We start from the raw sequence: 20,782 nt of genomic DNA on the forward strand, positions 1-20,782 counted from the left end.
CAGGCCCGCGGCACGCGCGCGTGCCTCCGGGTTGGTCCGGCGCCACTCCGCCTCCTCGGCCTCCTGGATGGCCCGGTCGACCGTGTGCATCCGGCCCTCGACCCTCGGGCGGGCGTCGCGCGGCACATGGCCGATGGCCTCCCACCGCTCGTTGATCGAGCGGAAGGCGGCCCGCGCGGCCTTCAGATCGGTGATCGGCAGGAGCTTCTCGGCCTCGGCGGCCAGCTCCTCCTTCAGCTTCAGGTTCTCCGTCTGCTCCGCGTCCCGCTCGGCGAAGGCCGAACCCCGCGCGGCGAAGAACACGTCCTGGGCGCCGCGGAAGCGGTTCCACAGGTCGTCCTCGTGCTCGCGCTGGGCGCGGCCGGCGGCCTTCCACTCGGCCATCAGCTCGCGGTAGCGGGCGGCCGTCGGACCCCAGTCCGTCGAGTCCGACAGCGACTCGGCCTCGGCGACCAGCTTCTCCTTGGCCTTGCGAGCGTCCTCGCGCTGGGCGTCGAGCTGGGCGAAGTGCGCCTTGCGGCGCTTGGAGAACGCCGACCTCGCGTGCGAGAAGCGGTGCCACAGCTCGTCGTCCGACTTGCGGTCCAGGCGCGGCAGGCCCTTCCAGGTGTCCACCAGGGACCGCAGCCGCTCACCGGCCGCCCGCCACTGGTCGGACTGGGCCAGCTGCTCCGCCTCGGCGACCAGGTCCTCCTTGGCCTGACGGGCCTCGTCGGACTGCTTGGCACGCTGCGCCCGGCGCTCCTCGCGGCGCGACTCCACGGTCTTCACCAGATCGCCGAGCCGGGTGCGCAGTGCCTCCAGATCTCCGACCGCGTGGTGCGCCTCCACCTGCTCGCGCAGGTGGTCGATGGCGGCCTGGGCGTCCTTCGCGGACAGGTCGGTGGTCTGTACTCGCTTTTCGAGGAGGCCGATCTCGACAACCAGGCCCTCGTACTTGCGCTCGAAGTAGGCCAGCGCCTCCTCAGGGGAGCCCGCCTGCCAGGAACCGACGACCTGCTCGCCGTCGGTCGTACGCACGTACACGGTCCCCGTCTCGTCGACGCGGCCCCACGGGTCGCTGCTCACAGCGCCTCCTCCACATGATGCCCGCGAGGGGCCTCAGCGCCCCCGGGCATCGTCCACAGTTTCGTCACGGCCAACATAGGCGACCGGCGGGTTGCCTGTCCGCATCCCGCGCGACCGAAATTTCGCAGTTGGTGGTCAGGATTTCGTGACCGTGGCCTTGTTGATCACAACCGTCGCGTTGGGGGCTCCGTCACCCTGACCGGTGCTCTCACCCGCGGCGGCGATCTTCTTCAGGACCTTCAGGCCGGCCGCGTCGATCGTGCCGAACGGGGTGTAGCTGGGCGGCAACTGGCTGTCCTGGTAGACCAGGAAGAACTGGCTGCCACCGCTGTGCTTCTGGCCCGTGTTGGCCATCGCGACCGTACCGGCCGGGTAGACACCGCCCTTCAGGCTTTTGTCCTTCAGGTTCTCGTCAGGAATCGTGTACCCCGGACCGCCGCTGCCGGTACCCGTCGGGTCGCCGCACTGCAGCACGTAGATGCCGTTGGTGGTGAGCCGGTGGCACTTGGTGTGGTCGAAGAAGCCCTGCGCGGCGAGGAAGTCGAACGAGTTCACCGTGTGCGGAGCCGCCGCCGTCTTGAGCGCGATGTCGATGTCGCCGCACGTCGTCGCCAGCTTCATCGTGTAGGCGGCCGACGTGTCGATCGTCATCGCCGGCTCCTTCTTCCAGCTGAGCTTCTTCACCGAGCCGGCCGCCGCCTTCTCGCACGGGTCCGGCGCCTTGCTGGGCGAGGCGGGGGCGCTGGGCGTCGTCTCGGAGCTGGCGTTCGCCTTGTCGTCGTTCTTCAGCACCCCGGTCGTGTACAGCGCGACACTGCCGATCACGATCACGCCGAGCACCGACGCGATCACGGAGTTGCGCATCCGTGCCTTGCGCCGCGCGCTGGTACGCCGCTGCTGCTGCCGCAAGAACTTCTCCCGGGCGAGCTGACGCCGCCGCTGCTCCTGGCTGACCACCGGGTTCTCTCCTCATGCGTGTCGTGTGTCGACCGGTACGCGTGCGTCCTGTGCGTTGTGTGAGCCGACTGCTGCGTGTAGCCCCGTACCGTATATGGGTTCGCTGAGGAAACGGCAGCGCCGGTAGGCTCTGGACCACAGCGTGCAGCCTCCCGAATCGACACAACGAAGGACGATCGTGCTCATTGCCGGGTTCCCCGCCGGGGCCTGGGGGACGAACTGTTATCTCGTCGCCCCCGCCGCCGGTGAGGAGTGCGTGATCATCGACCCCGGCCACGAGGCCGCCGAAGGCGTCGAGGAAGCACTGAGAAAGCATCGGCTCAAGCCCGTCGCCGTCGTCCTCACCCATGGCCACATCGACCACGTGGCCTCGGTCGTCCCCGTGTGCGGAGCGCATGACGTGCCGGCCTGGATCCACCCCGAGGACCGGTACATGCTGAGCGATCCCGCCAAGGGGATCGGCCGCTCCATCGGCATGCCGCTGCTCGGCGAGCTGACCGTGGGCGAGCCGGACGACGTCCTCGAACTGACCGACGGCGTGCGGCTGGAGCTGGCCGGACTGGAGTTCTCCGTCGCGCACGCGCCGGGCCATACCAGGGGGTCGGTGACGTTCCGGATGCCGGAGACGGCCGAGATCCCCTCGGTCTTCTTCTCCGGTGACCTGCTCTTCGCCGGCTCCATCGGACGCACGGACCTGCCGGGCGGCTCCATGGACGACATGCTGGCGTCGCTCGCCCGTGTCTGCCTGCCGCTCGACGACTCCACCGTGGTGCTGTCCGGCCACGGCCCCCAGACGACCATCGGCCAGGAGCGCGCCACCAACCCGTACCTACGGCAGGTGGCCGCCGGCCCGGGAGCGGACGCCGATGCCGCTCCCCGACGAGGAATGTGACGAGAGACCTCCCGTGAGCACCTTCCAGGCCCCCAAGGGCACGTACGACCTGATCCCCCCGGACAGCGCCAAGTACCTGGCCGTCCGCGAGGCCATCGCGGCTCCGCTGCGCAACTCGGGGTACGGCTACATCGAGACCCCGGGCTTCGAGAACGTCGAGCTCTTCGCGCGCGGTGTCGGCGAGTCCACCGACATCGTCACCAAGGAGATGTACGCCTTCGAGACGAAGGGCGGCGACAAGCTGGCCCTGCGCCCGGAGGGCACCGCCTCCGTCCTGCGTGCCGCCCTGGAGGCCAACCTCCACAAGACGGGCAACCTCCCCGTCAAGCTCTGGTACTCCGGCTCCTATTACCGCTACGAGCGCCCGCAGAAGGGCCGTTACCGCCACTTCTCGCAGGTCGGCGCCGAGGCGATCGGCGCGGAGGACCCGGCGCTCGACGCCGAGCTGATCATCCTGGCCGACCAGGCGTACCGCTCGCTGGGGCTGAGCGACTTCCGCATCCTGCTCAACAGCCTGGGCGACAAGGAGTGCCGCCCGGTGTACCGCGCGGCCCTCCAGGACTTCCTGCGCGGCCTGGACCTGGACGAGGACACCCTGCGCCGGGCGGAGATCAACCCCCTCCGTGTGCTGGACGACAAGCGCGAGTCGGTCCAGAAGCAGCTGGGCGACGCGCCTCTCCTGCGCGACTACCTCTGCGACGCCTGCAAGGCGTACCACGAGGAGGTCCGCGAACTGATCGGCGCGGCGGGCGTCTCCTTCGAGGACGACCCGAAGCTGGTCCGCGGCCTGGACTACTACACCCGCACCACCTTCGAGTTCGTGCACGACGGGCTGGGCTCCCAGTCCGCGGTGGGCGGCGGCGGCCGCTACGACGGGCTCTCCGAGATGATCGGCGGCCCCGCCCTCCCGTCCGTCGGCTGGGCCCTGGGCGTCGACCGCACGGTGCTGGCGCTGGAGGCGGAGGGCATCGAACTCGACCTCCCGTCCTCGACCAGCGTCTTCGCGGTGCCGCTCGGCGAGGAGGCGCGCCGCGTGCTCTTCGGGAAGGTCACGGAGCTGCGCCGGGTGGGCATCGCGGCGGACTTCTCCTACGGCGCCAAGGGGCTCAAGGGCGCCATGAAGAACGCCAACCGCAGCGGCGCCCGCTACACGATCGTCGCCGGCGAGCGCGACCTCGCCGAGGGCGTCGTCCAGCTCAAGGACATGGAGTCCGGCGAGCAGACGGCGGTCGGCGTGAACGAGATCGTGGCGGAACTGGAGTCGAGGCTCGGCTAGCCCCTGCCGGTCCACTGCCGTGCGCCGGCCGACTCGCCGAACAGGCGGCGCAGTCGGCCGGCGCGGTCAGCGGGACCGACCTGCCCCCGTCCGCGAGCGGCCGGCTCGGGTACCAGAACCGGCACCGAGGTTCGGGCGGCCGCGGGCGGCAGGGCGGGGACCGTCAATCCGGCGAACGCCGATTCGTCCTCCCGGACGATTTCTCCTCGGACCGCCCCGCGCGCGTGCCCGTCGTGTCCAGGGGCTGTGACAGCCCCCGGCGCCGCGGCCGGAAGCCGTCTTTCCGGGCGGTCGGGCGTCCTTGCTTATCTCCACCGAACGGTGGAGAGGGCGCCTCGTGCGGCACAATGGCCCCTGCCCGAAGAAGTTCCAACTCTCCATCAGACGGAATCGGCGTGATGAGCAAGACGACAGTCAAGGACGTCTCCACCGAGCCCGGGCCCGAGCACGCCTCCGCGGCACCGCGCACCGAGGGCGGCAGCCGTGCCTTCGCGTTGCTGCTGATCATCACGGGCGCCGCCGGTCTGCTCGCCGCGTGGGTCATCACGGTCGACAAGTTCAAGCTGCTCGAGGCCAAGGTCGAGGGGAAGACCTTCACCCCCGGGTGCAGCCTCAACCCGGTCGTCTCCTGCGGCAGCGTCATGGAGTCCAAGCAGGCCGCGGCCTTCGGCTTCCCGAACCCGATGCTCGGCCTGGTCTGCTACGGCATCGTCATCTGCGTCGGCGTGAGCCTGCTGACCCGCGCCCGCTTCCCGCGCTGGTACTGGCTGACCTTCAACTTCGGCACGCTCTTCGGCGTGGCCTTCTGCACCTGGCTGCAGTTCCAGTCCCTGTACCGGATCAACGCGCTCTGCCTGTGGTGCTCGCTGGCCTGGGTCGCCACGATCACCATGTTCTGGTACGTGACCTCGTTCAACATCCGCAAGGGCTTCCTGCCGACCCCGAACTGGCTGAAGTCGTTCTTCGGCGAGTTCACCTGGGTGCTGCCGGTCCTGCACATCGGCATCATCGGCATGCTGATCCTGACCCGCTGGTGGGACTTCTGGACCAGCTGACAGCCCTGCGGGGATTGTCAGTGCTGTCCCGTAGGGTTTCAGCGTGGAACCCGACCTGTTCACCGCCGCCGCCGAAGAACGCCAGGAGAAGGACCCGACCGGCAGCCCCCTGGCGGTGCGGATGCGCCCGCGCACCCTCGACGAGGTGGTGGGCCAGCAGCACCTGCTGAAGCCGGGATCCCCGCTGCGCAGACTGGTCGGCGAAGGTTCCGGCGGCCCGGCCGGACCGTCCTCCGTGATCCTCTGGGGGCCGCCCGGCACCGGCAAGACGACCCTCGCGTACGTCGTCTCCAAGGCGACCGACAAGCGGTTCGTGGAGCTCTCCGCGATCACCGCCGGTGTCAAGGAGGTCCGCGCGGTCATCGACGGCGCCCGCCGCGCCACCGGGGGCTACGGCAAGGAGACCGTCCTCTTTCTCGACGAGATCCACCGCTTCAGCAAGGCCCAGCAGGACTCCCTGCTCCCCGCCGTCGAGAACCGCTGGGTCACCCTGATCGCCGCGACCACCGAGAACCCGTACTTCTCGGTGATCTCCCCCCTCCTCTCCCGCTCCCTGCTGCTCACCCTCGAACCGCTCACCGACGACGACGTCAGAGGGCTCCTGCGCCGCGCCCTCGCCGACGAGCGCGGCCTCAAGAGCGCCGTCGCCCTCCCCGCGGACACCGAGGAGCACCTGCTGCGCATCGCCGGCGGCGACGCCCGGCGCGCCCTGACCGCCCTGGAGGCGGCCGCCGGCGCCGCCCTCGACAAGGGCGAGACGGAGATCGGCCTCGGGACCCTGGAGGAGGTCGTCGACCGCGCCGCGGTGAAGTACGACCGGGACGGCGACCAGCACTACGACGTCGCCAGCGCCCTCATCAAGTCCATCAGGGGCTCGGACGTCGACGCGGCCCTGCACTACCTGGCCCGCATGATCGAGGCAGGCGAGGACCCCCGCTTCATCGCCCGCCGCCTGATGATCTCGGCGAGCGAGGACATCGGCCTCGCCGACCCGAACGCCCTGCCCATAGCCGTGGCCGCCGCCCAGGCCGTCGCCATGATCGGCTTCCCGGAGGCCGCCCTCACCCTCAGCCACGCCACCATCGCCCTCGCCCTGGCCCCCAAGTCCAACTCGGCGACCACCGCGATCGGCGCCGCGCTGGAGGACGTCCGCAAGGGCCGGGCCGGCCAGGTGCCACCCCACCTGCGCGACGGCCACTACAAGGGCGCCGCCAAGCTGGGCCACGCGCAGGGCTACGTCTACCCGCACGACCTGCCCGAGGGCATCGCCGAGCAGCAGTACGCCCCGGACACCGTCCGGGACCGGGAGTACTACACCCCGACCCGGCACGGCGCCGAGGCGCGGTACGCCGACGCGGTCGAGTGGACCAGGAAGCACCTCGGTCGCAGGCGGTCCTGAGCAGCCTGTAGACTTCCCCGAAGCGCCGAGTCCCGCGCAGTCAGAGCGGGACAGCCGGCCGGAACCCCCGCCAGGGGGCTCCAGGAGCGTCGCGCACCGTCGAACGGTGTCGCGGGCAGCCCACCACCATCCGCCGCACGGCGGGAGAGGTCGGTGGGCCACTCGCGTGCTGCACGTATGTGCCCAGACCAGGGGAGCGGCTGCCCACCAGGCCCGGCAAGGGTCCCGGCGGGTTTCCCCGGCTGCGGATTGCGACCTCCCTCAACCCTGACAAGCCGAAAACCCAGAAGGAAGAAAGAGACAGTGGCGAACCAGTCCCGCCCCAAGGTCAAGAAGTCGCGTGCCCTCGGCATCGCGCTGACCCCGAAGGCCGTCAAGTACTTCGAGGCCCGCCCCTACCCGCCGGGTGAGCACGGCCGCGGCCGCAAGCAGAACTCGGACTACAAGGTCCGTCTGCTGGAGAAGCAGCGTCTGCGCGCGCAGTACGACATCTCCGAGCGTCAGCTGGTCCGCGCCTACGAGCGTGCCTCCAAGGTGCAGGGCAAGACCGGTGAGGCCCTGATCGTCGAGCTGGAGCGCCGCCTCGACGCGCTGGTCCTGCGTTCGGGCATCGCCCGCACGATCTACCAGGCCCGCCAGATGGTCGTCCACGGCCACATCCAGGTCAACGGCCAGAAGGTCGACAAGCCGTCCTACCGCGTGCGTCCGGACGACGTCATCCAGGTCCGCGACCGCTCGAAGGACAAGACGCTCTTCCAGATCGCCCGTGAGGGCGGCTTCGCCCCCGACGGCGAGACCCCCCGCTACCTCCAGGTGAACCTCCGCGCCCTGGCCTTCCGCCTGGACCGCGAGCCGAACCGCAAGGAAGTTCCGGTCATCTGCGACGAGCAGCTCGTCGTCGAGTACTACGCCCGCTGATCACCAGCCGGGTGTAGCACCTCAGCGTGGGCCCGCCGTCTCCCCGCCCTTCCGGGCGGGCGAGGCGGCGGGCTTTCGCATGCCCGCCCGGTAATCCGGTGCGGAGTCGCATCCCCGGCGCGATAGGCTCGGTGCAGACTTTTCGACGTTGATCCACGTCGTTCAGGCACGAGACAGGGAGCGGGTGCGCGCGGTGTCCGGTGGAGAGGTGGCCGGGATGCTGGTGGCCGTCTTCTGGGCGATCCTGGTCTCCTTCCTCGCGGTGGCGCTCGTGAGGCTGGCCCAGACGCTCAAGGCGACGACCAAGCTGGTGGCGGACGTGACCGACCAGGCCGTTCCGCTGCTCGCCGACGCCTCCGCGGCCGTCCGCTCCGCACAGACCCAGATCGACCGGGTCGACGCGATCGCCTCCGACGTCCAGGAGGTCACGTCCAACGCCTCCGCGCTGTCCACCACCGTCGCCTCCACCTTCGGCGGCCCGCTGGTCAAGGTCGCGGCCTTCGGGTACGGCGTGCGACGGGCACTGGCCGGCCGCAAGGCGGACGCGCCCGTGAAGGAGCCCAGGCGTACCGTGATCGTGGGCCGCACCGTCCCCGTCGCACGGCGCAAGAACCGGGGAAAGTAGGAGCCAGGCCATATGTTCCGCCGAACGTTCTGGTTCACCACCGGTGTCGCCGCCGGAGTGTGGGCCACCACCAAGGTCAACCGCAAGCTGAAGCAGCTGACTCCCGAGAGCCTCGCCGCGACCGCCGCGAACAAGGCACTGGAGACGGGCCACCGGATCAAGGAGCGGGCGGTCGGCTTCGCCCTCGACGTCCGGGACAACATGGCCCAGCGGGAGGACGAGCTGGGCGACGCGCTGGGCATCAACACCAGCCCCGAACTCCCCGCGCCCCGGCGGCTCGCCGCCATCGAGAACCGCAGCAACCCGAAGTACGCCGACGACAGGACGACGTACTCGTACAACCGGAATGAGGACCACTGATGGAGTCGGCTGAGATTCGCCGCCGCTGGCTGAGCTTCTTCGAGGAGCGCGGGCACACCGTCGTCCCTTCGGCGTCGCTCATCGCGGACGACCCGACTCTGCTCCTCGTCCCGGCCGGCATGGTGCCGTTCAAGCCCTACTTCCTGGGTGAGGTCAAGCCGCCCTTCGACCGCGCCACCAGCGTGCAGAAGTGCGTCCGCACCCCGGACATCGAAGAGGTCGGCAAGACCACCCGGCACGGCACGTTCTTCCAGATGTGCGGCAACTTCTCCTTCGGCGACTACTTCAAGGAAGGCGCCATCAAGTACGCCTGGGAGCTGCTCACCAGCCCCCAGGACAAGGGTGGTTACGGCCTGGAGCCGGACCGGCTGTGGATCACCGTCTACCAGGACGACGACGAGGCGGAGCGCATCTGGCACGACGTCGTCGGCGTGCCGAAGGAGCGCATCCAGCGCCTCGGCATGAAGGACAACTACTGGTCCATGGGCGTCCCCGGCCCCTGCGGCCCCTGTTCCGAGATCAACTACGACCGCGGCCCCGAGTTCGGCGTCGAGGGCGGCCCCGCCGTCAACGACGAGCGGTACGTGGAGATCTGGAACCTGGTCTTCATGCAGTACGAGCGCGGCGAGGGCATCGGCAAGGACAACTTCGAGATCCTCGGCGAGCTGCCCAGCAAGAACATCGACACGGGCCTCGGCCTGGAGCGTCTCGCCATGATTCTGCAGGGCGTGCAGAACATGTACGAGATCGACACCTCGATGGCCGTCATCAAGAAGGCCACCGAGCTGACCGGCGTCCACTACGGCGACGCCCACGCCTCGGACGTCTCGCTGCGCGTGGTCACCGACCACATGCGCACGTCGGTGATGCTCATCGGCGACGGCGTCACCCCGGGCAACGAGGGCCGCGGCTACGTGCTGCGCCGCATCATGCGCCGCGCCATCCGCAACATGCGCCTGCTCGGCGCCACCGGCCCGGTCGTCCTCGACCTCATCGACACCGTGATCGCCATGATGGGCCAGCAGTACCCGGAGCTGGTCACCGACCGCGAGCGCATCGAGAAGGTCGCCGTCGCCGAGGAGAACGCCTTCCTCAAGACGCTCAAGGCCGGCACCAACATCCTTGACACCGCCGTCACCGAGACCAAGGAGGCCGGCGGCAAGGTCCTCGCCGGCGACAAGGCGTTCCTGCTCCACGACACCTGGGGCTTCCCGATCGACCTCACCCTCGAAATGGCCGCCGAACAGGGCCTCTCGGTGGACGAGGAGGGTTTCCGCCGCCTGATGAAGGAACAGCGGGAGCGCGCCAAGGCCGACGCCCAGGCCAAGAAGACCGGCCACGCCGGCGCCGGTGCCTACCGCGAGATCGCCGACCGGACCGGCGAGACCGACTTCATCGGCTACAGCGACACCGAGGGCGAGACCACGGTCGTCGGCATCCTCGTCGACGGCGTCTCCTCGCCGGCCGCCACCGAGGGCGACGAGGTCGAGATCGTCCTGGACCGCACCCCGTTCTACGCCGAGGGCGGCGGCCAGATCGGCGACACCGGCCGGATCAAGGTCGACACCGGCGCCGTGATCGAGATCCGCGACACCCAGAAGCCGGTCCCCGGCGTCTACGTCCACAAGGGCGTCGTCCAGGTCGGCGAGGTGACGGTGGGCGCCAAGGCCCACGCCTCGATCGACTCCCGCCGCCGGACCGCCATCGCCCGCGCCCACTCGGCCACCCACCTCACCCACCAGGCGCTGCGCGACGCCCTCGGCCCGACGGCCGCCCAGGCCGGTTCCGAGAACCAGCCCGGCCGCTTCCGCTTCGACTTCGGTTCGCCGTCCGCCGTGCCGACGGCCGTGATGACCGACGTGGAGCAGAAGATCAACGAGGTGCTCGCCCGCGACCTCGACGTGCGCGCCGACATCATGGGCATCGACGAGGCCAAGAAGCAGGGCGCCATCGCCGAGTTCGGCGAGAAGTACGGCGAGCGGGTCCGCGTGGTGACCATCGGCGACTTCTCCAAGGAGCTGTGCGGCGGCACCCACGTGCACAACACCTCCCAGTTGGGCCTGGTGAAGCTGCTCGGCGAGTCCTCCATCGGCTCGGGTGTCCGCCGTATCGAGGCCCTGGTCGGTGTGGACGCCTACAACTTCCTGGCCCGTGAGCACACGGTCGTCGCTCAGCTCCAGGAGCTGATCAAGGGCCGTCCGGAGGAGCTTCCGGAGAAGGTCTCCGCCATGCTCGGCAAGCTGAAGGACGCGGAGAAGGAGATCGAGAAGTTCCGCGCGGAGAAGGTGCTGCAGGCCGCCGCCGGACTGGTCGAGTCCGCCAAGGACATCCGCGGGATCGCCGTGGTGACCGGACAGGTCCCGGACGGCACCACCCCGGACGACCTGCGCCGGCTGGTCCTCGACGTGCGTGGCCGCATCCAGGGCGGCCGGGCCGCCGTGGTCGCCCTGTTCACGGTCAACAACGGCAAGCCGCTCACGGTCATCGCCACCAACGACGCCGCCCGTGACCGCGGGCTCAAGGCCGGTGACCTGGTCCGCACCGCCGCCAAGACCCTCGGCGGCGGCGGTGGCGGCAAGCCGGACGTCGCCCAGGGCGGCGGCCAGAACCCGGCCGCGGTCGGAGAGGCCGTCGACGCCGTCGAGCGCCTCGTCGACGAGACCGCCAAGTAAGGAAACGGTCGGAAATGCGCAGAGGACGTCGACTTGCGATCGACGTCGGGGACGCCCGGATCGGGGTCGCCTCGTGCGACCCCGACGGGATCCTCGCCACCCCGGTCGAGACGGTCCCCGGCCGCGACATCCCGGCGGCCCACCGCCGGCTGCGGCAGCTGGTCGAGGAGTACGAACCGGTCGAGGTCGTCGTCGGACTCCCGCGCTCCCTCAAGGGAGGTGAGGGCCCGGCCGCCGTCAAGGTGCGGGCCTTCGCCCAGGAACTCGCCAAGGGCATCGCACCGGTGCCGGTCCGTCTGGTCGACGAGCGGATGACGACCGTGACGGCCAGTCAGGGCCTGCGCGCCTCGGGGGTGAAGTCCAAGAAGGGCCGCTCGGTCATCGACCAGGCCGCCGCTGTGATCATCCTCCAGCAGGCACTGGAATCCGAACGGGTGTCAGGTAAACCACCCGGCGAGGGCGTCGAAGTGGTCATCTGATCGCGATACGGTAACGTTCCGCGCGATGCGATGGTTTTCGAACAGCCACCGCACAGCAAGAGACGGAACGGTCAGGCGGCCCACCAGTCGCCTGACGCGCCGCCTCGCGGCTCTAGGGGATCGATGACTGAGTATGGCCGGGGCCAGGGCTCCGAACCGTGGCATCCGGAGGACCCGTTGTACGGGGACGACGGATGGGGCGGACAGCAGGCCCATGTGGGCCCGCAGTCCCCCTACGGCAGTCAGCCGCAGAACTACCCGTCGCAGCAGTCGCCGCAGCACTACCCGCAGCAGTCGCAGCAGCAGTACGGCGACTGGGGCCAGCATCCGCAGGGCGGGTACGACCAGCAGCAGTACGCGTACTACGACGAACAGGGCCAACTCCACTACGTCGACGGGCACGGTCAGCAGCAGTACGACCAGCAGTACGTCGGCCATGCTCCGCAGCAGTACCACCAGGGCACCTGGGACGCGACCGGCACCCACGGCCACGTTCCCTACGCCGCCGACCCCGGCGACCCCTACGGCCAGCAGCCCGTGGCCTACGGCGTCGAGCAGCCCGACTTCTACGGCACCGAGGACGCCTACCCGCCCCCGGAGCCGCCCGGCCGCCGGCGCCCCGAGCCGGAACCGGAGCCGCAGCCCGCCGCCGAGGAGGAGGAAGAGGAGCAGCACCCCTTCTTCACCGGCGCCGACGACTCCGACGACGATGCCGACGAGAGCGACGACGATCCGAAAGGACGCCGCGGTGGTGGCCGCGGCAAAGGGGGCAAGGAAGGCAAGGGTGGCAAGGGCGCCAAGAAGCGCCGCAACGGCGCCGCCTGCCTGGTGGTCTGCCTGGTCTTCGGCGGCGGCGCGGCCACCGTCGGCTATTTCGGCTGGCACTTCTACCAAAATCGTTTCGGCGCGGCCCCGGACTACACGGGCAGCGGCTCCAGCGAGACCGTCACGGTCCAGATCCCCAAGGGCGCGGGTGGGTACGACATCGGCCGCCGGCTGAAGGAGGCCGGTGTCGTCAAGAGCGTCGACGCGTTCGTGCACGCGCAGACGCAGAACCCCAAGGGAAACACGATCCAGGCGGGCGCCTACACGCTCAAGAAGGAGATGTCCGCCGCCAGCTGCGTGCTGCTGATGCTCGACCCGAGCAGCAAGGCCAATGTCGTCGTCACCCCGGGCGAGCGCGCCGCGGCGGTCTACGTGGCCCTCGACAAAAAACTCGGCCTTTCCGCGGGCACCTCCAAAAAGGTCGCCAGGGCCGAGTACAAGAACCTCGGTCTGCCGAGTTACGCGAACACCAGCAGCAAGATCATGGACCCGCTGGAAGGATTCCTCTACCCGGGCACCTATCCCGCGGCCAAGGGCATGAAGCCCGACGCGATCCTGAAACAGATGGTCGCCGCGGCCAAGGAGCAGTACGCCGCCTACGACCTCGCGGCCGAGGCCAGGAAGTTCGACCTGGACAGCCCGCTGCAGGTCATCACGGTCGCGAGCCTCGTCCAGGCCGAAGGAAAGACGCACGACGACTTCCGCAAGATGGCGGAAGTGATCTACAACCGTCTCAAGCCCACGAACACCGAGACGAACCAGAAGCTGCAATTCGACTCGACCTTCAACTACCTGAAGGGCACCAGCAATATCCACATCAGCGAGTCGGAGATCAACAGCAACCGGGACCCGTACAACACGTACACCCAGAAGGGGCTTCCGCCCGGACCGATCGGCAACCCCGGTGAGGACGCGCTGAAGGCAGCCCTGAATCCGACCGACGACGGCTGGATCTACTTCGTGGCGACCGACGGCCAGAACAACACCGAATTCGCCAAGACCTACGCGGAATTCCAGCAGCTCAAGGAAAAGTTCAATGCCAGCTCGGGCAACTGACGCCCGCCGGGCCGCCGTGCTCGGCAAGCCCATCGCCCACTCCCTCTCCCCGGTGCTGCACCGTGCCGCGTACGACGAACTCGGACTCGCCGACTGGTCGTACGAGCGCTTCGAGATCGATGAGGCGGGACTGCCCGGCTTCCTCGGGGCGCTGGGGCCGGAGTGGGCCGGGCTGTCGCTGACGATGCCGCTGAAGCGGGCCGTCATCCCGCTGCTCGACGAGGTCAGCGAGACCGCCGCCTCGGTCGACGCCGTCAACACCGTCGTCTTCACGGAGGACGGGCGCCGGCTCGGCGACAACACCGACATCCCGGGCATGGTGGCCGCGCTGCGTGAGCACGGCGTCGAGCAGGTCGGCTCCGCCGCCGTCCTGGGCGCCGGCGCCACCGCCTCGTCCGCACTGGCCGCCCTGGCCCGGATCTGCACCGGCGAGGTCGTCGCCTACGTCCGCAGCGAGGAGCGCGCCGCCGAGATGCGGCACTGGGGCGAGCGGCTCGACGTCGAGGTCCGCACCGCCGACTGGGCCGACGCCGAGCAGGCCCTGCACGCCCCCCTGGTGATCGCCACGACGCCCGCCGGTACGACCGACGCCCTCGCCGCTGCCGTGCCCGAGCGTCCGGCCACCCTCTTCGACGTGCTGTACCACCCCTGGCCCACGGCCCTGGCCGCCCGCTGGTCCATGTTCGGCGGGGCCGTGGTCAGCGGTCTGGATCTGCTGGTGCACCAGGCCGTGCTCCAGGTCGAGCAGATGACCGGTCGCGGTCCTGCGCCACTGGACGCCATGCGCAGGGCGGGGGAGAAGGCGCTCGCCGAGCGCTGAGCGCGGACCGCTGCGCCGACGATGCGGCGCCGGCCCGGTCCGGGGCGCTGCCGGGCGCCGACCTGGCACATCCGCGTCCGTCTGATGGACCGCCGACCGGGTTGGGCGGCCGGACGTGGGAGGATCGGAGGTGGCGGACCGGGGCCGCGCACCCGGTCGGGCCGTCGCCGTACGCGAGGACACGCGTATGCAGGGCAGTACCAGGGCGCGAGCACTGAGGAGCATCGTTGAGCAGGCTGCGTTGGCTGACCGCGGGGGAGTCCCACGGTCCCGCACTTGTCGCGACGCTGGAGGGCCTTCCCGCCGGCGTGCCGATCACGACCGAGATGGTCGCCGACCACCTGGCGCGGCGGCGGCTCGGCTATGGCCGCGGTGCGCGCATGAAGTTCGAGCGCGACGAGGTCACCTTCCTCGGCGGCGTCCGGCACGGCCTCACCCTCGGCTCCCCGGTGGCGATCATGGTGGGCAACAGTGAGTGGCCCAAGTGGGAGCAGGTCATGGCGGCCGACCCGGTCGACCCCGAGATCCTCGCCGGCCTCGCCCGCAACGCCCCGCTGACCCGCCCCCGCCCCGGCCACGCCGACCTGGCCGGCATGCAGAAGTACGGCTTCGACGAGGCCCGGCCGGTGCTGGAGCGCGCCTCCGCCCGGGAGACCGCGGCCCGCGTGGCGCTCGGCGCCGTCGCCCGGTCCTACCTCAAGGAGACCGCCGGCATCGAGATCGTCTCGCACGTGGTCGAGCTGTGCTCCGTGAAGGCCCCGGCCGGTACCTACCCCACCCCGGCCGACGTCGACAAGCTGGACGCCGACCCGCTGCGCTGCCTGGACGCCGACGCGTCGAAGGCGATGGTCGCGGAGGTCGACCAGGCCCACAAGGACGGCGACACCCTCGGCGGAGTGGTCGAGGTGCTGGCCTACGGCGTCCCCGTCGGCCTCGGCTCGCACGTCCACTGGGACCGCAAGCTGGACGCCCGCCTCGCCGGCGCCCTCATGGGCATCCAGGCGATCAAGGGCGTCGAGATCGGCGACGGCTTCGAGCTGGCCCGGGTGCCCGGCTCCAAGGCCCACGACGAGATCGTCAACACCCCGGAGGGCATCCGCCGCGTCTCCGGCCGGGCCGGCGGCACCGAGGGCGGCCTCTCCACCGGCGAGCTGCTCCGGGTCCGGGCCGCGATGAAGCCCATCGCGACCGTGCCGCGCGCCCTGCAGACCGTCGACGTGACGACCGGCGAGGCCACCCAGGCCCACCACCAGCGCTCCGACGTCTCCGCCGTGCCGGCCGCCGGCATCGTCGCCGAGGCCATGGTCGCGCTCGTCCTCGCGGACGCGGTCGCCGAGAAGTTCGGCGGCGACTCGGTGACCGAGACCCGGCGGAACGTGCGGTCGTACCTCGAGAACCTGGCCATCCGGTGACCGGCACCCCGAGGGTGGTGCTGGTCGGGCCGATGGGCGTCGGCAAGTCCACGGTCGGGCAGCTGCTCGCCGACCGCCTCGGCGTCGGCTACCGGGACACCGACGAGGACATCGTGGCCGCCGAGGGCCGCGCCATCGCCGACATCTTCGTGGCCGAGGGCGAGCCGGTGTTCCGCGAGATCGAGAAGCGGGCGGTACGGGTGGCGCTGGCCGAGCACGAGGGCGTCCTCGCGCTCGGCGGCGGCGCGATCCTGGACCCGGAGACCCGCGCCCTGCTCGCCGACCGCCGGGTGGTCTACCTCTCGATGGACGTCGAGGAGGCCGTCAAGCGCACCGGCCTGAACGCGGCCCGGCCCCTGCTCGCCATCAACCCGCGCAGGCAGTGGCGCGAGCTGATGGAAGCCCGGCGGCACCTGTACGAGGAGGTCGCCACGGCCGTCGTCGCGACCGACGGCCGTACGCCCGAAGAGGTCACCCAGGCAGCCCTGGACGCACTGGAGTCGAAGGCTGCATCCCCCGGGGGACAGTCCCCGGACCCCCGGCCGGAGGACGTTGTGGCAAGCCAGATTACGAGGATCCAGGTCGGCGGCAGCGCGGGCAGCGACCCGTACGAGGTCCTGGTGGGGCGTCAGCTCCTCGACGAGCTCGGCGGGCTGGTCGGCGAGAAGGCCAAGCGGGTTGCCGTGATCCACCCCGAGGCGCTCGCCGACACCGGTGACGCGCTCCGCGCCGACCTGGCCGGGCAGGGCTACGAGGCCGTCGCCATCCAGGTGCCCAACGCGGAGGAGGCCAAGACCGCCGAGGTCGCCGCCTACTGCTGGAAGGCGCTCGGCCAGTCCGGCTTCACCCGCTCCGACGTCATCATCGGCGTGGGCGGCGGCGCGACCACCGACCTGGCCGGTTTCGTGGCCGCCACCTGGCTGCGCGGCGTCCGCTGGATCGCCATCCCGACCACCGTGCTCGCCATGGTCGACGCGGCGGTCGGCGGAAAGACCGGCATCAACACGGCCGAGGGCAAGAACCTGGTCGGCGCCTTCCATCCCCCGACGGGCGTCCTCTGCGACCTTGCCGCGCTGGACTCCCTCCCGGTCAACGACTACGTCTCCGGGCTCGCCGAGATCATCAAGGCCGGCTTCATCGCCGACCCGGTGATCCTGGAGCTCATCGAGTCCGACCCCGAGGCCGCGCGCACGCCGGCGGGCCCGCACACCGCCGAGCTGATCGAGCGGTCCATCCGGGTGAAGGCGGAGGTCGTCTCGTCCGACCTGAAGGAGTCGGGCCTGCGCGAGATCCTGAACTACGGCCACACGCTCGGCCACGCCATCGAGAAGAACGAGCGCTACAAGTGGCGGCACGGCGCCGCGGTCGCCGTCGGCATGCACTTCGCCGCCGAGCTGGGCCGGCTGGCCGGACGCCTGGACGACGCGACGGCCGACCGCCACCGTACGGTCCTGGAGTCCGTCGGCCTCCCGCTGCACTACCGCTACGACCAGTGGCCCAAGCTCCTGGAGACGATGAAGGTCGACAAGAAGTCCCGCGGCGACCTGCTCCGCTTCATCGTCCTGGACGGCCTCGCCAAGCCGACGGTCATGGAGGGCCCGGACCCCGCCGTGCTGCTCGCCGCGTACGGCGAGGTCGGTCAGTAGACAGGCCTTGCAGGGCGGGCACTTCGGACCGCCCCCGGCCGTTTCACCAAACGACGACCAGGGGCGGTACGGTTCGGTAACGAGCGTGTCCGAACATGACGAGACGGAGTGGCACCGGATGCAGCACGCAGTGGGATCTCCGCTGCCGCCGCCCCATCAGCCGGGGCAGGAACCGACCGGCTGGCAGCCGGCCGCACACCACCCGGGACCGCCGCAGGGCCCGCCGCCCGTGCCGCCGCCACCGTCCGCGCCTCCGCAGCCGCCGCTCCCCCCGCTTCCCTCGGCGCCGCCGCCGCCCGACACCACGGGCCACGTGCCGCTGCCGCCGGGTGCGCCGGTGGGCATGCCGAGCACGCCCCCCGCCGCCACGGTGCCCGATCCGACGACCACCACCCTGGCCGTCCTCCTCATCGGTCCGGCCGGGGCGGGCAAGACCAGCGTGGCCAAGTACTGGGCCGACCACCGCCGGGTCCCCACGGCCCACATCAGCCTCGACGACGTCCGGGAGTGGGTCCGCTCCGGCTTCGCCGACCCACAGTCCGGGTGGAACGACCACTCCGAGGCCCAGTACCGCCTCGCCCGCCGCACCTGCGGCTTCGCCGCGCGCAACTTCCTGGCCAACGGCATCTCGTGCATCCTCGACGACGCGGTCTTCCCGGACCGCCCGGTCGTCGGCCTCGGCGGCTGGAAGCGCCACGTCGGCCCCGGCCTGCTCCCGGTCGTCCTCCTCCCCGGCCTCGACATCGTCCTGGAGCGCAACGCCGAACGCACCGGCAACCGCCGCCTCACCGACGAGGAAGTGGCCCGTATCCACGGCCGCATGGCGGGCTGGTACGGCTCCGGCCTCCCGATCATCGACAACTCCCAACTGGACATCCCGGCAACAGCAAGAATCCTCGACGAGGTTCTGACCAGAGCAATAGCAAGCCCCCCCACCTGGTGACAGAACCAGCAGCCCCCAAGCGGCACGGAGAACTGCGCAAGCACCCGATCCCCCCTCAAGGGGCGCGGGGAACTGCGCGAAGACGACCACGCACCCGCACCTCACCACGGCGCCCGCCACCCCACTCGGCCCCCCTCAACCGGCACAAACCGCCCATCCCTCCTACGCTCGACTCATGTCAGACGTGTACGCGGCCCGCCGAACCAGGCTGAGGGAACGCTGCCACGCGGCCGGCAGCCAGTCCGCCGTCATCTCGCACCCGGCCAACGTGAGATACCTCGCCGGCGCCGCACCCCACGGCTCCGTCCTGCTCCTCGGCAGACGCGAGGACCTCCTCGTCTGCCCCGGCCCGCTGGACGACCGCCCCGCCGAGGCCCGCCCCGACGAGTCCCTGCGGCCCCACCTCCTGGCAGGCCCCGGCGGCGACCCCGCCGTGGCCGCCGCCGACCTCGCCGCCGCCCAGGACGCCGACACCCTCGCCGTCGAGGAGCACCACCTCACCGTGGCCCGGCACCGCGCCCTCGCCTCCGTCGCGCCCCGCCTCCGCCTGACCGACCTCGGCAGCGCCGTCGAGCAGCTCAGGGTCGTGAAGGACGAGGAGGAGATCTCCTGCCTGCGCATCGGCGCCGAGATCGCCGACCAGGCCCTCGGCGAACTGCTGGAGTCGATCCTCGTCGGCCGCACCGAACGGCACCTCGCTCTGGAGCTGGAGCGCCGCCTCGTCGACCACGGCGCCGACGGCCCGGCCTTCCCCACCTCCGTGGCCGCCGGCCCGAACTCCGGCCGCCGCGGCCACCGCCCCACCGACCGCCGGGTCGAGGAGGGCGACTTCCTGACCGTCTGCCTCGGCGCGACCTACCGCGGCTACCGCTGCGAGATCGGCCGCACCTTCGTCATCGGCACCTCGCCCGCCGACTGGCAGATCGAGCTCTACGACCTCGTCTTCGCCGCTCAGCGGGCCGGCCGGGAGAGCCTCGTGCCCGGCGCCGCCTGCCGCGACGTCGACCGCGCCGCCCGCCAGGTCCTCCGCTCCGCCGGCTACGCCGAGGCCCTGCAACCCCTCACCGGACACGGCGTCGGACTCGAAATCGACGAGGACCCGCAGCTCGCCCCCGCGGCCATGGGTAAACTGGACGCTTGCGTGCCGGTCACCGTCGAACCGGGGGTCCACCTCCCGGGCCGGGGCGGCGTCCGGATCGATGACACGCTCGTCGTACGCCCCGAGGCGGACGGCGGACCCGAGCTACTCACCATCACGACCAAGGAGCTGCTCGCACTCTAGGCAAGGTGCGTGCGCCGGGGTCGTCCACGTCAGTCCAGGAGATTCCGCAACCGTGGCTTCCACGAACGACCTCAAGAACGGCCTGGTGCTCAAGCTCGAAGGCGGCCAGCTCTGGTCCGTCGTCGAGTTCCAGCACGTCAAGCCCGGCAAGGGCCCCGCTTTCGTGCGCACCAAGCTCAAGAACGTGCTGTCCGGCAAGGTGGTCGACAAGACCTTCAACGCCGGCGTCAAGGTCGAGACGGCCACTGTCGACAAGCGCGACATGCAGTTCTCGTACATGGACGGCGAGTACTTCGTCTTCATGGACATGGACACGTACGACCAGCTGCACATCGACCGGAAGACCGTCGGCGACGCCGCCAACTTCCTGATCGAGGGCTTCACGGCCGTCGTCGCCCAGCACGAGGGCGAGGTGCTCTTCGTCGAGCTCCCGGCCGCTGTCGAGCTGACCGTCCAGGAGACCGAGCCGGGCGTCCAGGGCGACCGCTCCACCGGCGGCACCAAGCCGGCCACCCTGGAGACCGGCCACCAGATCCAGGTCCCGCTCTTCATCACCACCGGTGAGAAGATCAAGGTCGACACCCGCACGAGCGACTACCTCGGCCGGGTGAACAGCTAACCGTGGCTGCCCGCAACACGGCCCGCAAGCGCGCCTTCCAGATCCTCTTCGAGGGCGACCAGCGCGGGGCCGACGTGCTGACCGTCCTCGCGGACTGGATCCGGCTGTCCAGGGACGACACCCGCCAGCCGCCGGTGAGCGAGTACACCATGCAGCTGGTCGAGGGCTACGCCGAGCACGCCACGCGTATCGACGAGCTGATCGCCCAGTACGCGGTCGGCTGGACGCTGGACCGGATGCCGGTCGTCGACCGCAACATCCTGCGCCTCGGCGCGTACGAGCTGATCTGGGTCGACGAGACGCCGGACGCCGTCGTCCTCGACGAGATGGTGCAGCTCGCGAAGGAGTTCTCGACGGACGAGTCGCCCTCGTTCGTGAACGGGCTTCTGGGGCGTCTGAAGGAGCTGAAGCCGTCGCTGCGCCGGGAGGTGTGAGCCGACGGAACGCCGGAGGGCCTGCAGCGTGCCTTGCTGCAGGC

General features: G+C 70.6%; 19 protein-coding genes. 17 read left to right on the forward strand and 2 right to left on the reverse strand.

Going from position 1 to position 20,782, the window contains the following annotated elements; genetic code table 11:
* On the reverse strand, positions 1 to 1,068 hold a 1,068-nt coding region (locus tag AB0M11_RS37760; protein WP_365712819.1), incomplete at its 3' end, for a DUF349 domain-containing protein.
* A 135-nt stretch (positions 1,069 to 1,203) separates the two neighbouring features.
* Positions 1,204 to 2,025, reverse strand: a complete 822-nt coding sequence (locus AB0M11_RS37765; RefSeq protein WP_365712821.1) for a peptidylprolyl isomerase — start codon at positions 2,023 to 2,025, stop codon at positions 1,204 to 1,206.
* Between the two features lie 178 nt (positions 2,026 to 2,203).
* Between AB0M11_RS37765 and AB0M11_RS37770 the strand changes: the two genes are divergently transcribed.
* From AB0M11_RS37770 to nusB, 17 genes are all read left to right on the forward strand, one after another.
* Positions 2,204 to 2,917 (forward strand): MBL fold metallo-hydrolase, encoded by a 714-nt coding sequence (locus tag AB0M11_RS37770; RefSeq protein ID WP_365712823.1) that lies wholly within the window; start codon positions 2,204 to 2,206, stop codon positions 2,915 to 2,917.
* A gap of 13 nt (positions 2,918 to 2,930) precedes the next feature.
* Positions 2,931 to 4,193 carry a histidine--tRNA ligase gene (hisS, locus tag AB0M11_RS37775; protein ID WP_365712824.1) on the forward strand — a complete coding sequence of 421 codons (1,263 nt, stop codon included), beginning with the start codon at positions 2,931 to 2,933 and terminating at the stop codon, positions 4,191 to 4,193.
* Positions 4,194 to 4,591: 398 nt separating this feature from the next.
* Positions 4,592 to 5,248: a vitamin K epoxide reductase family protein gene (locus AB0M11_RS37780; RefSeq protein WP_365712826.1), complete on the forward strand. Its 657-nt coding sequence runs from the start codon at positions 4,592 to 4,594 to the stop codon at positions 5,246 to 5,248.
* 43 nt (positions 5,249 to 5,291) lie between these two features.
* Positions 5,292 to 6,647 carry a replication-associated recombination protein A gene (locus AB0M11_RS37785; RefSeq protein ID WP_365712828.1) on the forward strand — a complete coding sequence of 452 codons (1,356 nt, stop codon included), beginning with the start codon at positions 5,292 to 5,294 and terminating at the stop codon, positions 6,645 to 6,647.
* A gap of 303 nt (positions 6,648 to 6,950) precedes the next feature.
* Positions 6,951 to 7,565, forward strand: coding sequence for a 30S ribosomal protein S4 (rpsD, locus tag AB0M11_RS37790; protein ID WP_181803162.1), 615 nt, complete (start codon positions 6,951 to 6,953; stop codon positions 7,563 to 7,565).
* A 184-nt stretch (positions 7,566 to 7,749) separates the two neighbouring features.
* Positions 7,750 to 8,190 carry a DUF948 domain-containing protein gene (locus AB0M11_RS37795; RefSeq protein ID WP_365712850.1) on the forward strand — a complete coding sequence of 147 codons (441 nt, stop codon included), beginning with the start codon at positions 7,750 to 7,752 and terminating at the stop codon, positions 8,188 to 8,190.
* A 12-nt stretch (positions 8,191 to 8,202) separates the two neighbouring features.
* Positions 8,203 to 8,550 (forward strand): hypothetical protein, encoded by a 348-nt coding sequence (locus AB0M11_RS37800; RefSeq protein ID WP_365712832.1) that lies wholly within the window; start codon positions 8,203 to 8,205, stop codon positions 8,548 to 8,550.
* A complete protein-coding gene (alaS, locus tag AB0M11_RS37805) occupies positions 8,550 to 11,222 on the forward strand; it encodes an alanine--tRNA ligase (RefSeq protein ID WP_365712834.1) in 2,673 nt (890 codons plus the stop codon). Before AB0M11_RS37800 ends, alaS begins: the two co-directional genes overlap by 1 nt.
* Positions 11,223 to 11,236: 14 nt before the next feature.
* The gene (gene ruvX, locus AB0M11_RS37810) at positions 11,237 to 11,701 is read left to right on the forward strand and encodes a Holliday junction resolvase RuvX (RefSeq protein WP_365712836.1); all 465 of its coding nucleotides are present in this window, start codon (positions 11,237 to 11,239) and stop codon (positions 11,699 to 11,701) included.
* A 123-nt stretch (positions 11,702 to 11,824) separates the two neighbouring features.
* On the forward strand, positions 11,825 to 13,582 hold the full coding sequence (mltG, locus tag AB0M11_RS37815) for an endolytic transglycosylase MltG (RefSeq protein ID WP_365712838.1): 1,758 nt from the start codon (positions 11,825 to 11,827) through the stop codon (positions 13,580 to 13,582).
* Complete coding sequence (locus AB0M11_RS37820; protein ID WP_365712840.1) at positions 13,563 to 14,402, forward strand: shikimate dehydrogenase; 840 nt, start codon at positions 13,563 to 13,565, stop codon at positions 14,400 to 14,402. Before mltG ends, AB0M11_RS37820 begins: the two co-directional genes overlap by 20 nt.
* 227 nt (positions 14,403 to 14,629) lie before the next feature.
* The gene (gene aroC, locus AB0M11_RS37825) at positions 14,630 to 15,814 is read left to right on the forward strand and encodes a chorismate synthase (RefSeq protein ID WP_365712842.1); all 1,185 of its coding nucleotides are present in this window, start codon (positions 14,630 to 14,632) and stop codon (positions 15,812 to 15,814) included.
* Positions 15,815 to 15,846: 32 nt separating this feature from the next.
* Entirely contained in the window at positions 15,847 to 17,460 is a 1,614-nt protein-coding gene (aroB, locus tag AB0M11_RS37830; protein WP_365712853.1) for a 3-dehydroquinate synthase, read from the forward strand.
* Positions 17,461 to 17,578: 118 nt separating this feature from the next.
* A complete protein-coding gene (locus AB0M11_RS37835) occupies positions 17,579 to 18,403 on the forward strand; it encodes a Pro-rich N-terminal domain-containing protein (RefSeq protein WP_365712855.1) in 825 nt (274 codons plus the stop codon).
* 175 nt (positions 18,404 to 18,578) lie between these two features.
* Positions 18,579 to 19,685 carry an aminopeptidase P family protein gene (locus AB0M11_RS37840; protein ID WP_365712844.1) on the forward strand — a complete coding sequence of 369 codons (1,107 nt, stop codon included), beginning with the start codon at positions 18,579 to 18,581 and terminating at the stop codon, positions 19,683 to 19,685.
* A 52-nt stretch (positions 19,686 to 19,737) separates the two neighbouring features.
* Positions 19,738 to 20,304, forward strand: a complete 567-nt coding sequence (efp, locus tag AB0M11_RS37845) for an elongation factor P (RefSeq protein ID WP_365712846.1) — start codon at positions 19,738 to 19,740, stop codon at positions 20,302 to 20,304.
* Between the two features lie 2 nt (positions 20,305 to 20,306).
* On the forward strand, positions 20,307 to 20,738 hold the full coding sequence (gene nusB, locus AB0M11_RS37850; protein WP_365712848.1) for a transcription antitermination factor NusB: 432 nt from the start codon (positions 20,307 to 20,309) through the stop codon (positions 20,736 to 20,738).
* The last annotated feature ends 44 nt before the right edge of the window (positions 20,739 to 20,782 follow it).

This window comes from Streptomyces sp. NPDC051987, assembly GCF_040680735.1.
Classification (GTDB): Bacteria; Actinomycetota; Actinomycetes; order Streptomycetales; family Streptomycetaceae; genus Streptomyces.